The 14466-nt window shown below is 68.4% G+C and carries 12 protein-coding genes; 6 read left to right on the forward strand and 6 right to left on the reverse strand.

Annotation, left to right across the window (positions count from 1 at the left end):
• Positions 1–38 precede the first annotated feature (38 nt).
• Positions 39–1562, forward strand: coding sequence for an arabinosylfuranosidase ArfA (gene arfA / locus AC3WS6_RS00315; protein ID WP_492499078.1), 1524 nt, complete (start codon positions 39–41; stop codon positions 1560–1562).
• Positions 1563–1641: 79 nt separating this feature from the next.
• On the opposite strand, the gene AC3WS6_RS00320 is transcribed toward arfA, so the two are convergent.
• Complete coding sequence (locus AC3WS6_RS00320; RefSeq protein WP_492499079.1) at positions 1642–3822, reverse strand: Ig-like domain-containing protein; 2181 nt, start codon at positions 3820–3822, stop codon at positions 1642–1644.
• Positions 3823–4160: 338 nt separating this feature from the next.
• On the opposite strand from AC3WS6_RS00320, the gene AC3WS6_RS00325 reads away from it, so the two are divergent.
• Positions 4161–4592, forward strand: a complete 432-nt coding sequence (locus AC3WS6_RS00325; protein ID WP_492499080.1) for an META domain-containing protein — start codon at positions 4161–4163, stop codon at positions 4590–4592.
• Positions 4593–4683: 91 nt separating this feature from the next.
• Here AC3WS6_RS00325 and AC3WS6_RS00330 read toward each other — a convergent pair whose 3' ends face one another.
• From AC3WS6_RS00330 to AC3WS6_RS00350, 5 genes are all read right to left on the reverse strand, one after another.
• The gene (locus tag AC3WS6_RS00330; RefSeq protein WP_492499081.1) at positions 4684–5817 is read right to left on the reverse strand and encodes a bifunctional 2-methylcitrate synthase/citrate synthase; all 1134 of its coding nucleotides are present in this window, start codon (positions 5815–5817) and stop codon (positions 4684–4686) included.
• Positions 5818–5819: 2 nt separating this feature from the next.
• Positions 5820–6722, reverse strand: a complete 903-nt coding sequence (gene prpB / locus AC3WS6_RS00335) for a methylisocitrate lyase (protein WP_492499082.1) — start codon at positions 6720–6722, stop codon at positions 5820–5822.
• A 145-nt stretch (positions 6723–6867) separates the two neighbouring features.
• A complete protein-coding gene (locus tag AC3WS6_RS00340) occupies positions 6868–8394 on the reverse strand; it encodes an MmgE/PrpD family protein (RefSeq protein WP_492499083.1) in 1527 nt (508 codons plus the stop codon).
• Positions 8391–9059 (reverse strand): GntR family transcriptional regulator, encoded by a 669-nt coding sequence (locus AC3WS6_RS00345; protein WP_492499084.1) that lies wholly within the window; start codon positions 9057–9059, stop codon positions 8391–8393. The genes AC3WS6_RS00340 and AC3WS6_RS00345 overlap by 4 nt, the downstream gene beginning before the upstream one ends.
• A gap of 273 nt (positions 9060–9332) precedes the next feature.
• The gene (locus AC3WS6_RS00350; RefSeq protein WP_492499085.1) at positions 9333–10313 is read right to left on the reverse strand and encodes an EamA family transporter; all 981 of its coding nucleotides are present in this window, start codon (positions 10311–10313) and stop codon (positions 9333–9335) included.
• Positions 10314–10352: 39 nt separating this feature from the next.
• Between AC3WS6_RS00350 and AC3WS6_RS00355 the strand changes: the two genes are divergently transcribed.
• From AC3WS6_RS00355 to AC3WS6_RS00370, 4 genes are all read left to right on the forward strand, one after another.
• Entirely contained in the window at positions 10353–10889 is a 537-nt protein-coding gene (locus AC3WS6_RS00355; protein WP_492499086.1) for a CGNR zinc finger domain-containing protein, read from the forward strand.
• Between the two features lie 419 nt (positions 10890–11308).
• Entirely contained in the window at positions 11309–12163 is an 855-nt protein-coding gene (locus AC3WS6_RS00360; protein WP_492499087.1) for a carbohydrate ABC transporter permease, read from the forward strand.
• Positions 12160–13065, forward strand: a complete 906-nt coding sequence (locus tag AC3WS6_RS00365) for a carbohydrate ABC transporter permease (RefSeq protein ID WP_492499088.1) — start codon at positions 12160–12162, stop codon at positions 13063–13065. Before AC3WS6_RS00360 ends, AC3WS6_RS00365 begins: the two co-directional genes overlap by 4 nt.
• Before the next feature lie 38 nt (positions 13066–13103).
• Positions 13104–14426 (forward strand): extracellular solute-binding protein, encoded by a 1323-nt coding sequence (locus tag AC3WS6_RS00370; RefSeq protein ID WP_492499089.1) that lies wholly within the window; start codon positions 13104–13106, stop codon positions 14424–14426.
• Positions 14427–14466: the final 40 nt, after the last annotated feature.

Consider the following 14466-nt stretch of genomic DNA (forward strand, 5'->3'; position numbering starts at 1 on the left):
CCCCCACCCGGCTCGAGAGCCAGAGAACTAGGAGAGCAATGAGCAAGGCCCGCATCACCATCGACCGCGACTTCACCATCGCCGACGTCCCCCGGAGGCTCTTCGGGTCGTTCGTCGAGCACATGGGGCGCTGCGTGTACACCGGCATCTACGAGCCGGGGCACCCGCAGGCCGACGAGCGCGGCTTCCGTCAGGACGTCCTCGCCCTGGTGAAGGAGATGGGTCCGACCGTGGTCCGCTACCCCGGAGGCAACTTCGTCTCGGGCTACCGCTGGGAAGACGGGGTGGGTCCGGTCGAGGATCGCCCCACGCGCATCGACGGCGCCTGGCACACGATCGAGACCAACGCCTTCGGTCTGCACGAGTTCATGGACTGGGCGAAAGAGGCCGACGTCGAGGTCATGGAGGCCATCAACCTCGGCACCCGCGGCGTCGAGGAGGCGCGGTCGCTGGTCGAGTACGCCAACCACCCGAGCGGCACGTACTGGTCTGACCTCCGCCGCAAGAACGGCGCCGAGCAGCCCTTCGACATCAAGCTGTGGTGCCTGGGCAACGAGCTCGACGGCCCCTGGCAGATCGGCGGCAAGACCGCGAGCGAGTACGGACGCCTCGCGCAGGAGTCGGCCAAGGCCATGAAGCTCGTCGACCCGACGATCGAGCTCGTCGCGGTCGGATCCTCGGCGCGCTCCATGCCGACGTTCGGCACGTGGGAGCACACGGTGCTCACGCACGCCTACGACGAGGTCGACTTCGTCTCGATGCACGCCTACTACCAGGAGCACGACGGCGATGCCGAGTCGTTCCTCGCGGAGTCGGTCGACATGGATGCGTTCATCGACGGCGTGATCGCGACGATCGACGCGGTGAAGGCGGCCGGCAAGCACACCAAGCAGGTCGACATCTCGTTCGACGAGTGGAACGTGTGGGATCAGGTGAAGTTCAACGACGTCGAGTCGGTCGAGATCGCGAAGGCCGGGTGGAAGAAGCATCCGCGCCTGATCGAAGACACCTACAACGTGACGGATGCCGTGGTCGTGGGCACGCTGCTGAACAGCCTGCTGCGCCACGGCGACCGCGTGAAGATCGCCAACCAGGCGCAGCTCGTGAACGTGATCGCGCCGATCCGCTCGGAGGAGAACGGTCCGGCCTGGCGCCAGACGAGTTTCTGGCCGTTCGAGCGCATGGCACGCCTGGCGAAGGGCCGCATCCTGCGCCTCGCCGTGTCGGCACCGCAGATCGAGACGAAGCGCTACGGCGGGGTCGACGCGGTCGATGCCGCCGCCACGTGGGACGAAGAGTCCGGGCGGGTCGTCGTGTTCGTCGCGAACCGCTCGCTCGACGAGGAGAGCGACCTGACGGTCGAGCTGCGCGGTCTCACGGGCCTGCGCGTCGTGAGCGCCGAGACGCTGACGATCCCCGAGGGCGGCGACCGCCACACCGCGAACCTCGAGACCACCCAGGATGCCGTGCACATGGTTCCGCTGGCGGGTGCCGAGGTCGTCGACGGCGCGGTGCGCGCGACGCTGCCGCCGCTGTCGTGGTCGGTGATCGAGCTGGCCTGACCGCCGAACACCCCGCGCACGAAGAAGCCCGGCATCCGAGGGATGCCGGGCTTCCTCATGTCAGTCCTCGATCAGCAGATCAGCTCTCGACCGTCTGACGACGACGAGCGAGGAGCAGGAATCCACCCGACAGCAGCGCGAGAGCGATCGCCGCTGCAGAGAGCGGGACGAGCACGTCGCCACCGGTCACGGCGAGGCCGCCGTCACCACCGGGAGCAGGAGCTGCTCCGCCGCCACCCGGAGCCGGGGCCGGAGCCGGGGCCGGGGCAGCCAGCACCGAGAACGCCACGTCGGTCGGAGCCGAAGCGACTCCGGCGAGCGACTGCGTCACCGAGACGGTGTAGGTGCCGGGCTGCAGAGCAGCACCGAAGTCGACCGCCCACGATCCGCTCTCGACCGTGGTCGTGAACGTGCCGCTGGCAGCTGCGAAGGATGCCGCGAGGGCCGCCGTGGTGGCCGCCGGAGCCGGCTCAGCGCCGGTGAGCGTCACGGTGATCGTCGCGCCGGAGATTCCGGTGCCGGAGAGCACCGAGGGGCCGCCGTCGTGCGGGAACTCCGCGCCGTTCGCGACCGAGGTCACGACGGGAGCTGCGGGGATGACCGCGAAGGTCGAGGTGGCCTCGGGCGAGGTCTCCTCCACACCCTCGATGGTGCGGGTCTGCGTGACGACGATCGTGTACTGGGCCTTGTAGCCGAGCTTCAGGCCGTCGACCGTCCACGAACCGTCGGCAGCGACCACGGCGGTGCCGAGGGTCTCGCCGTCGGCATCGGTGACCGTGACCTCAGAGGTCGGGAGTCCCGTGCCCGACACCGCGGTGACAGGCTCGTTGATGGTGGAACCGTCGGCCGGCGACGCGATGACCGGTGCGAGGAGCGGGGCCGGAACGACCGTCACCTCGAGCGTGGTGGTCGGCGAGGTGCTGAGGCCGTTCACGCCGGTGATCGTGATGGTCGCGTCTCCGAGCGAGACGGGGCCGACGAACGAGAACGCTCCGTCGACGACATCGACGGTCTGCTCTGCGCCGACGCCGGTGACGGTGACGGTGTCGGATCCGGGAGCGGTTCCGGTGATGGTCGCTCCGGGGTTGACCTCAGCGCCGGCAGTCGGGCTGGTCACGACGGGGGCGTCGAGGTCGAGAGCGACCTCGTAGCCACCGGTCTTGGGGAGAGCTGCGGTGAGCGATGCAGACCAGGTCCACTGCTCGACACCAGGCGCAGCCTCGATACCACCGGAGATGAGTCCGACGGCGGTGTTGCCCTGGATGACCGCTCCACCCGAGTCGCCGGGGCCGGCGACCGTGTTGCTCGAGAAGCCCTGCACCCAGCGGTCTTCGATCCGTGCCCAGCCGTCGATGATGTGGGTTCCGTTGATCTCACCGGTCGTGAAGCCGGTCGTGCGACCGCTCTTCGAGACCGGGCCGGCAACGGCGGCACCGACGGCCTTGACCGCGACGCCGCTGTCTGCCAGCGAGTCGTACTCCTCGGTGGCCGTGGTCCAGTCGGTGACGAACGGCAGCGGGTTGGTGCCCTCGGTGACCTCGATCACCGAGACGTCGGTCGCGTTCGTGTCGCCCTCGGCGCCCGGCGCGTTGTTCGTGCTGCCGAACTGAGCGAAGCCGAACGTGCCGAGAACCACGGGCGTCGCGGGCAGCTCGTCGTCGCCGCCGGCGGCGGGCTGCTCGCTCGGGACGCTCCAGAGCGTTCCGGCCATCTTGAGGTTGTTGTCATCGAACGCGCAGTGCCCTGCGCTGAGCAGCGCCGGCGTACGGTCGGGGCTCCACGCGGCGAATCCGACGGAGCAGTTGTAGAGGAGGTCGTCCTGGCTGACGCTCAGGTATCCCTGGCCACCGACGATGTCACCCTCGGCGAACGCCTTCGGGGTGCCACCGAGCGTCACGACGGTCTCCGCCGGAATGTCGGCCCCTTCCGCGAAGGCCTTGATGGCCGCGTCATCGGTCGCGCCGTCTTCGGAGACGACCGTGATCTTCTGGCCTTCGGCGTTCGTGCCACTGGCGACGAATTCGACGCCGTGGTCGGCAGCCGAGTCGGCGACCTTGACCAGGTCGGCCGGCGGAGCATCCTGAGCGGGTGCCTCGTCAGCCGGGGCCTGGGTCTCCGACGTCGCGGTCGGAGAGGGGGTCGGGGTCGGCTCTGCGCCATCCTCGGCGTATGCCGGTCCGGCCACGAGCAGGCCCGAGAGGGCGATCGTGGCGGCGGCAGTCAACGCCAGCGGGCGCCGACCTGTCACTCTGTGCTTCATGTGATGTATGTCCTTGCTGGTCACGGATCGTCAGTCAGTTTTCGGTTCCGGCATGCGCACGGAGCACAGAACCGGCCGCCTCCCGGTGGAGGCGTGAACTGCGACGCTGGCCCCCCGACAAGCAGGATCCTGTCCGTCGGGACGAACAGGGATCTCAAGCAGAGTACCCAGTAAATCCACAGAATGGGAGAATTGTTTACCAGAATTTCGTTTCTTGACCTGGGACTCGTTGTGGGGTAAAAGCGCGAGCGACCGGCACGGCGGATGCTGCTCCGCGGAGGCTCCGAGTCCGCCGGGAAACCGATATTCCGGCGGCCGACCCGGTTAGCATGTCCTCCATGAGCACCCACCGCAGAGCACGCATTCTCGTCGGCCTCGCGATGCTGGGAGCGTTCGCGCTGGTCACGACGGCCTGCGCGACCAACTCTCCCGGCGACGCTCCGACGTCGACTCCCGAGCCGAACAGCGAAGAGGCCGCCGTCGTCGAGAAGCTCGTCGGACTCTGGGGCGAGAACACCTCGGGCCAGCCTCACCTCGAGTTCGCCGCTGACGGCACCGTCACCGGCAGCGACGGATGCAACGGCGTCAACACGACGTACTCGGTGAACGGCGACCGCGTGGACCTCGCCCAGTTCGCCTCGACCCTGAAGGCGTGCCCCGGGGTCGACGGCTGGATGCGCGGCGTACGCGCGGTCGAGCTCGACGGCGATGTGCTGGTCATCATGGATGCGACCGGCGCCGAGCTCGGTAACCTCACACGCGCGAGCTGACGCCCGGGACTTCGTTCGAGTCGCGCACTTCGCAGTTCTTCACCGAGGTTCTCTGCATAGTGCGCGACTCGAACGGATGTAGGGCCGTCTGTCAGCCCTCGACGTGCCGCTCGTCGACGCCGTCGTAGAACGACAGCGGACGGATGAGCGCATTCGCGCCCGCCTGCTCGATCACGTGCGCCGTCCACCCCGTCACCCGTGCCGCCACGAACAACGGCGTGAAGGTCAGGGTGTCGAAGCCGATCAGGTTGTACGCCGGGCCTGACGGGTAGTCGAGGTTCGGGTAGATGCCCTTGCGCGCCACGAACTCCGACTCGAGCGCGTCGTAGAGCTCTGCCACCTCGGGCTTGTCGTAGTGCTCGACGAGTGTGTCGAGCGCGGCCTTCATGGTCGGCACACGCGAATCGCCGCTCTTGTAGACGCGGTGGCCGAAGCCCATGATCTTGCGCTTCTCGGCCAGGGCTTCGTCGAGCCACGGCGCGACGTTCGATGCCTCGCCGATCTCGTCGAAGATGTGCAGCACGGCTTCATTCGCGCCGCCGTGCAGCGGCCCCTTGAGCGCGCCGATCGCACCGACCACGGCCGAGTACAGGTCGCTGAGCGTCGAGGTGATCACGCGGGCGGTGAACGTCGAGGCGTTGAACGAGTGCTCGGCATACAGGATCATCGAGCGGTTGAATGCGTCGACGACGACCGGGACGGGCTCCTCGCCGAACGTCATCCAGAGGAAGTTCGCCGAGTAGTCGAGGTCGTCTCGCGGAGCGATCGGCTCCTGACCCCGACGGCGGCGCTGCCCGTAGGCGACGATCGCGGGGAGAGCCGCGAACAGGCGGATGCTGCGCTCGAGGTTCTGCTCGGGGCTGCCCCCGGCGTCGAGCACCGACCCGCCGGCATTCGGGTCTGAGGCGCCGAGCAGGCTGACCGCCGTGCGCACCTCGTCCATCGGGTGCGCCTCGAGCGGGATCAGGTCGATCGCCGTCTTGACGTTGTCGGCGAGCGCCCGGTGCTCGCGCTCCGTCGCGCGGAACGCGGCGAGCTGTGCGGCATCCGGCAGCTCTCCGTGCCAGAGCAGGTACGCGACCGCCTCGAACGGCTGCGTGGCGGCGAGCTCCTGCACGGGGTAGCCGCGGTAGAGCAGGCTGTTCGTCTCGGGGTTGACCTTCGAGATCGCGGTCGTGTCGACGACGACCCCGGCGAGGCCCTTCTTGATGTCCGGCTCGGTCATGCTCACTCCTTCGTGACGGTGAAGCCTGCGACGCCCGAGTCGAACTGCGTGTAGGACTCGTAGTCGATCAGGTCGTAGAGATCGGCACGGTGCTGCATCTCACCGAGCTTCGAGGTGAGGTGCCCCTCCTCGTTCAGCGTATCGAGCGCACGGCCCGCCGCGCCCATCGCGATGCGCAGCAGCGACACCGGCCAGATCACCATGTTCACTCCGGCGTCGCGCAGCTGGTCGACCGAGAAGAGGTCGCTCTTGCCGAACTCGGTCATGTTGGCGAGGATCGGCACGTCGAGGGCATCCGCCATCGCCTCGAACTCCGACAGGTCGCGCATCGCCTCGGGGAAGACGGCATCGGCCCCGGCATCCACGAGCGCCTTGGCTCGGTCGATCGCCGCATCCAGGCCCTCGATGGCCCGGATGTCGGTGCGCGCCATGATGAGGAAGTTCTCATCGCGCCGGGCGTCTGCGGCGGCACGGATGCGGCGGATCGCGGTGCGCTCGTCGACGACGCTCTTGCCGTCGAGGTGACCGCAGCGCTTCGGGTTGATCTGGTCCTCGATGTGCATGCCGGCGAGCCCGGCATCCTCGAGCTCCTGGATCGTGCGGGCGACGTTCAGCGGCTCGCCGAAGCCGGTGTCGGCGTCGACGATCGCGGGGATGTCGGTCATCCGTGCGATCTGCTTCGCACGCCCGGCGACCTCGGTGAGGGTGGTGAGGCCGATGTCGGGCACGCCGAGATCGGCCGAGAGCACCGCGCCCGAGATGTAGACCCCGTCGAAGCCCTTCTGCTCGATCAGCCGGGCGCTGAGCGGGTTGAAGGCGCCGGGGAACCGCAGCAGCTCGCCGCTTGCGAGGCGCTCACGGAACAGGCGGCGCTTCTCGGCCGTCGTCGTCTGGGAATACAGCATCAGTTCTCCCTCAGCATGTCGCGCAGCGGTGCCGCGTTTCGTCTCGCTCGGCTCCGCCGTGCTCGCTCAACGACCGAGCGTTCGCCCGTTCCGGGCGTTGAGCGAGGCCCGCGCAGCGGCCCGAGACGAAACGCGGCGAGTGTCATCAGAACAGACCCTTGGGGGCGTCGGCGTCCTCGAGCAGCCCCGGCTTCGCGATGATCGACAGCTCACCGACCTCGGCCGCCGTGAGCTCGGGCAGTCGCTGCACGAGTTCGAGGAAGCGCTCGATCTCGGCGGGTTCCAGCACGGGCTCGGCCAGCAGCCGGAACTTCGCGATGTAGTTCTCGCGGGCGAACGGCCGGGCACCCAGCGGATGCGCGTCGGCGACGGCGATCTCGTCGACCACGGTCGTGCCGTCGGTGAGGCGGAACTCGACGCGACCGCCGAACGCCTTCACGTCGGGGTCTTCGGAGTGGTAGCGGCGCGTCCACTCGGCATCCTCGGCCGTGGTGATCTTGTGCCAGAGGGCGACGGTGTCTGCGCGTCCTGCACGCTCGGGGGTGTACGAGTCGACGTGGTGCCAGCCGCCGTCCTGCAGCGCGACCGCGAAGATGTACGGGATCGAGTGGTCGAGCGTCTCCCGCGACGCCGTCGGGTCGTACTTCTGCGGGTCGTTCGCGCCCGAACCGATCACGTAGTGCGTGTGGTGGCTGGTGTGCAGCACGACGGCCTCGATGTTCGCGGGGTCGCGCAGCGCCGGGTTCTCGGTGCCGAGCTTGCGGGCGAGGTCGATCCACGCCTGCGCCTGGTACTCGGCGGAGTGCTCCTTCGTGTAGGAATCGAGGATCGCGCGCTTCGCCTCGCCCGCGGCGGGGAGCGGCACCTCGTACGCGGCATCCTTGCCGTCGAGCATCCAGGCGATCACGCCGTCTTCGCCCTCGTAGATCGGGGCCGGGCTCGTCTGACCGCGCATCGCCCGGTCGACGGCCTCGACGGCGAGCTTGCCGGCGAAGGCCGGGGCGTGCGCCTTCCACGTCGAGATCTCGCCCTTGCGGCTCTGCCGCGTGGCGGTCGTGGTGTGCAGCCCCTGGCCCACGGCCTGGTAGATCGTCTCGACGTCGAGGCCGAGCAGAGTGCCGATGCCGGCGGCGGCCGACGGGCCGAGGTGCGCGACGTGGTCGATCTTGTGCTTGTGCAGGCAGATCGCGCGCACGAGGTCCATCTGGATCTCGTAGCCCGTGGCGATGCCGCGCAGCAGCGCGCGACCGTCGGCCTGAACGTGCTGGGCGACCGCGAGGATCGGCGGGATGTTGTCGCCCGGGTGCGAGTACTCGGCCGCGAGGAACGTGTCGTGGTAGTCGAGCTCGCGCACGGCCACGCCGTTGGCCCAGGCCGCCCATTCGGGGCTGGTGCGGTGGTCGAGAGCGGCGCCGAACACGGTGGCGCCGATGCCGCCGGTCGAGACGGGGTGGCTGAACGCCTGGGCACGGGCCGCGTTGATGGGGCCGCGGGTGAGGGATGCCGCGGCGACCGATGCGTTGTCGATGATGCGGTTGATGATCATGTCGGCGACATCCTGCTCGACCTCGACCGGGTCGGCGGCGACCTCGGCGATCTTCCAGGCGAGCTGGTCTTCACGGGCGAGGTTCTCATCGCTGCGGTGCACGCGGACGTGGTGGGTGACGGTCATTTCACACCTTCTGGATTGGCTGACAGGGAGTCGAGGATGCCGGCGAGCGCGTTGTGCAGGTGCACGTGCGTGGCATGAGCGGCCAGGTCGCCGTCTCGGGCGGCGAGAGCCTGCGCGATCGTGCGGTGTTCGGCGGCGGAGGCCGCGAGCCGGGCGGGCTTGTCGCGGGCCATGCGACGCACCCGTACGAGGTGGGTGCGCACGGTGCGCAGCGCCGACGCGATGTAGTCGTTGTCGACGGCCGCGTCGAGAGCGGCATCGAAGCGGGCGATCAGGGAGTAGTACGCGTCGCGGCCTTCGACGGCGGCGAGGTCGACGTGCGCGAATTCGTCGGCGAGGGCGGCGAACAGCGCGGCGTCCCCCCGCTGGGCGGCGAGTCGGGCAGAGGACTCTTCGAGCGCGCGGCGGATCTCGAACAGCGCGCGGATGTCGTCGGCATCCAGATCCGCCACGACCGTCACCCGGGGCGACTGCTGCACGACGAGGCCGTCGGCGGCCAGGCGGCGCAGCGCCTCACGCATCGGGGTGCGGCTGATGCCGAGGCGGGCGGCCTGCTCGACCTCGCCGAGCACGAAGCCGGCGGGGAGGGCGCCGGACTGGATCTCCTCGAGCAGCGCGGCATGGGCTCGATCGCTCGCGGTGATGCGATCGGCGACGGAGCTCATTCCCTCAGTGTATACACAAGATGGCTACAACAGCTCTGGAGGTCGGCGAATGCCTCGTCCACGTATACACAAGCGTCAGCTCCCGCTCAGATGCTCAGTTGGCACCTGATGTCGCTATTCGCGAGGGATTCCGACCTCAGGTGCCAACTCAGCCTCGGCCGCCGTCGCTCACCTGGCACCTGATGTCGCTATTCGCGAGGGATTCCGACCTCAGGTGCCAACTCAACGTCTGCGGTGAGGCACCTCCGCGGCACCGGACACCCACGCGGCGAGCTACGGACGCGGCGCCGCCACGGCATCCGGAATCGGCTCGACGAACTCGGCGGGGCGGGGCTCGCCGAGCTTCACGACGACCACGCCGACCAGCACGAGCGCTCCGCCGAGGGCTTGCAGCAGATCGGGCAACTGTCCGAGCAGCAGCCATCCGAAGAGCAGCGCCGCGACGACCTCCGAGAGGGCGACGAAGGAAGCGAGGCGAGAGCCCAGCATCCGCGTCGATGCGATGCCGAGCACATACGCGAGGGCCGTCGCGATGAGGCCGATCGCGAGCACCGGCACGAACCACGGCACGGTGCCGAAGCGGTAGGCGATGTCGTCGGTCGTCCAAGCGAGGGGCAGGATGCCGACGAGCCCGGCAATGGTGAGAGCGACCGCGCCGAGCAGCAGCCCTCCTCCGGCGAGCGCGATCGGCGGCAAACCTGTGTCTGCCTTGGCCGAGAGCAGGAAGTACGTCGCCGCCCCGACCATCGCGGCGAGCGCCCAGAGGATGCCGGCGACGTTGACCTCGGCGCCGGTGATGATGTCGAGCATCAGCACGAGACCGACGAACGCGATGGCCGCGCCGATCACGCTGCGGCGGCTCGGGCGCTCACCACGCCGCAGCCACAGCCACAGGATGACGGCGATCGGCGCGGTGTACTCGATCAGCAGGGCGAGGCCGACGTCCATCACGGCGACGGCCTGGAAATAGCAGAGCTGTGTGGCGGTGACGGCGAGCAGGCCGTAAGCGGCGACCATGCCCGCGTTCTTGCGGAGCACACCCCAGCGCCCGCGCAACGACAGAACCGTCGGCACGAGCAGCACGAGCGCGGCGACCCAGACCCTCGCGGTGACCGCAGCACCGGGGGTCCACCCCGCGTCGATGAGTCCGCGGGCCCAGGCGCCCGACATCCCGAACGCGAATGCGGCCCCGATCGCCAGCGGCAGACCGAAGCGCACACCCGGCGCCGTGACGTCATCTGCAACCTTGCTCATGACAGGTGACGCTACTCGCGCTCGATGTAAGGTGTCAATATGACGTTCGCGAATGACACCGAGGAGGCGCTCCGCGCTGCCGTCTGGCTGGTGAACTCCGCAGAAGAGCCCGAGACCCTCGAGACGCGCGCCGATCACGACGCTTTCCTCGCGCAGTTCCCCTATTCGGGGCGACTCGACCGCGACGATGCCGAGCTCGCATCGCTGCAAGGGCTGCGCCCACGCCTGCGCCGGATGCTCATCGCACCACGAGACGAGATGGCCGAGCACGTCAACGCCGCCCTCGCCGACGCGCACCTCGCTCCGCGACTGGTTCGCCATGACGATGTGGACTGGCATCTGCACGCCGTCGCCGACGAGCGCCCGCTCGCCGAGCGCGTGCTCATCGAGACCGCGATGGCATTGATCGACGTCATCCGCGCTGATGAGGGATCGCGCATCTCGATCTGCGCGGACGACACCTGCGACGCGCTCGCGCTCGACCTGTCGCGCAACCGCTCGAAGCGGTACTGCTCGACCACCTGCACCAATCGCAACGCCGTCGCGGCCTATCGCGCGCGCCGCGCCCACGCCTGAGCATCCGCACGCCCGAGCATCCGCACACCTGAGGGCCGGCGCATCCGAGCGTCGCCCGCCGAGATCCGGTCAACCGCGCGAGATGCGGACTTCTCGCGCGACTCCATCCGCATCCGGGTCGGTGTGCCGGATCTCGGCACCCCGCGGCACCCCGCCCCGCAGCCGCGCCACAGCCGCGCCACAGCCGCGCCACCAGTCAGGCCCTCACCAAGTTCCCTAAACCCACCACTTCTTAACAGTTTCTACCTATTCCGCGCTGCAGTTGACGCCGCCCCGCTCCGCCGAAATACTGTTAACCGCCCGAAAGCACAGCGATTGTGCGACTGTTCACCCCAAGGCCAAGGATGACCTAGATGACAGAAACGATCAGTTCTACACAGTTAGACACAGATCGAAAGCCGCGACGGCTGTCCGATGGCATGTTCGCTCTGCTGCTCACGGCCCCCGGGCTGGCGTTGCTTGCGGCGGTCGTCGTCTATCCGCTGATCACGGCGCTCATCACGGCCTTCTACAAGCAGAGCCTCGTCGAACCCGGGCGCGAGTTCGTGGGGTTCCAGAACATCATCGACGTGCTGACCGGCGACTTCTTCCGCCTGCTCGGGCAGACGCTGGTGTTCACTCTCGGCACCACCATCGCGCCGTTCGTCATCGGGTTCGGTCTGGCGCTCGCGCTGAACACCCGCATCCGCGGTGCCAAGGTGATGCGCGGGCTCATGCTCATCCCGTGGCTGATCCCCGGTGTCGTCGTCTCGTTCTTGTGGATGTGGATCTTCAACGCCAACTACGGCGTCCTGAACTCCCTGTTCGAGAGCCTCGGACTGATCGATGAGCCGCAGGCGTGGCTCGCGAACCCGACCAGTGCGATGGTCGCCGTGATCGTGGCGAAGACCTGGCAGTCGTTCCCCTGGATGATGGTGATGCTGCTCGCAGGCCTGCAGACGGTGCCGATCGAGCTGCACGAAGCCGCCGAGATCGACGGCGCCGGCACGATCCGCCGCTTCTTCTCGATCACAGTTCCGCAGATGCAGGGGATCATCGGGCTCGTCCTGCTGCTCGAGTTCATCTGGAACTTCCAGCACTTCGACATCATCTACGTGCTCACCGGCGGAGGCCCCGCCGGATCCACCCAGACGTTCGCGACAGCCGTCTACGAGACCGCGTTCGACGGGTTCGACCTCGGTCGTGCCGGCGCGCTCGGACTGCTCTGGATGGTACTGCTGATGGGGCTGGTGGTCGTCTACGTCCGCCTCTCCGAGAAGGGAGAGAAGCGATGACCGCCGTGCTCACCGAGACCCCGGCGGCTGTCGCCGCCCCGATCGCACCCGCCCCGCGCCGTCGACCGCGGCGCGCCGACCGGCGGGCCGTCACGATCAGCGCGTGGGTGGCTGTGGTGGTGTTCGGCGGATTCGCCCTGCTGCCGGTCTACTGGCTGCTGGTGACCTCGCTCACCCCGCGCACCGAGGTCTTCTCCTACCCGCCGAAGCTGTTCCCCTCCGAGATCACGTTCGACGCGTACCTCTCGCTGCTGAACAATCCGGCTCTGTTCGGCTATCTGCGCAACAGCATCGTCGTCTCGGTGATCACGGCGATCCTGTCGGTGGTCGTGTCGGCGTACATGGGGTACGCGTTCTCGAAGTTCCGCTACCGCGGACGCCGCAGCCTGATGTACTTCGTGCTCGCCTCGCAGATGTTCCCGCAGGCGCTGCTGCTCATCACGCTGTACGCGGTGTTCTCGGCCTACGGTCTCCTCAACACGTACACGGCGCTGGTGCTGTCGTTCACGACGTTCACCCTGCCTCTGTGCGTGTGGATGCTGAAGGGCTTCTTCGACACCATCCCCGACGAGCTCATCGAGGCGGCACGAGTCGACGGCGCATCCCGGATGCGCATCATCCACTCGATCGTGATGCCGCTCGCAGGACCGGGACTCATCGCCGCCGGTCTGTTCGCGTTCGTGCGCGGATGGAACGACTTCATCTTCGCCCTCACGCTCGCAGGCCCCGACAAGCAGACACTGCCTCCGGGACTCGTCAACACGTTCATCGGCGAGGCCTCCACAGCATGGCCCGAGCTGATGGCGGCATCCCTCGCGGTGTCGCTGCCGGTGGCCATCGCCTTCATCGCCCTGCAGCGCTTCCTCGTCGGCGGTCTCACCGCCGGTGCGGTCAAGGGCTGAATCCCCCCGATAGTCCCTCGAAGAAGAGAGAGCACACCATGTCCGAGAACTCCGTCTCCGTCTCCCGCCGTCAGCTGCTGCAGTTCGCCGGTCTCGGCGCCGCCGGCCTGCTGTTGACGGCCTGCATGCCGTCGGGCGGCGGCACCGCGAGCCCCTCCAGCTCCCCGGGCGGGGGGCTGTCAGCGGGCGACTTCCCCGCCGCCGACTTCTCCTTCGCGAGTTGGTCGCTCACCGAAGAGGCCGCCGCACCCGCGATCCGCGCGCTGCTCGACGGCTACAAGAAGAAGAACGACGTCGGCATCACCGAGGTCTCGTTCCCGTACAACGAATACTTCAAGCAGCTCATGCTGCAGGTGCGGGGCGGACAGTTCTCGGGTGCCGCGCACGTCGATGTCGCGTGGTTGGCATCGCTCGCGGCCCTCGGCAAGCTCGAGGACGTCTCGGCTCTCACGAAGGGTCGCGGCTACACCGCATCCGCGCTCGAGGCGGCGCAGCTGGGCGGAGTGCAGTACGCGTTCCCGTGGACGATCGGCGCGATCGGGCTGGTCACCAACTCCGAGATCATGGACAAGGCCGGAGTCTCGGAGTTCCCCACCACGGTCGACGACTTCGAGAAGGCGCTCAAGAAGGTCAAGGGGCTCGGCAACGGACTCATCCCCTACGCCGCGTCGACCAAGGCGGCCCAGCTCAAGGACGTCCTCATCTGGATGCAGACCTTCGGCTGCGACCTCGTCAAGAACGACAAGGTGACGATCGGCGACGACGCGAGCATCGAGGCCGTCACCTGGTACAAGTCGCTCTACGACCAGGGCCTGATCGCCGCCGACGTCGACCGCTTCGACGCCCGGTCGCTGTTCGCGCAGGGGCGCACCGCCATGTACGACGACGCTCCCGTCGGTCGCACCTCGGTGACCAAGGACTCCCCCGATCCCGAGCTCGACTCCAAGCTGCTGCCCCAGTCGCGTCCGGTGCTGAAGAAGGGCGACACCCCCCGCGCGCTCGTCTGGGGTGGAGCGATCGTGATCGTCGGCGGCGGCGACGGCACGCGCACGGCCGCGGACTTCGCCCAGTGGTCGACGAGCGACATCGACGCCGTGACCGCCGACTACGAGCTGCGCGGCCTGCCGCCGGTCACCGAGAAGGCTCAGGCGTCGTCGGCGGTCGCAGCGGATGCCTTCGGCTCGCGCTTCGCCGAGAAGATCACCGCCACGGCCACGACGAACCCGTTCTGGCAGTACCCCGAGTACGCCCAGATCGAGACCACGATCGCCGACCGCGTGCAGGCCGTGCTCGTGGGCCAGCAGAGCGCGAAGGACGCGATGTCGCAGGCGGGCGAAGAGGCGCAGAAGCTCCTCGCCTGACCCCGCCGCCGCACTCGCACCTGCACTCGCACTCCCCTTC

This window comes from Microbacterium sp. EB106-03-03-XG65, assembly GCF_058791955.1.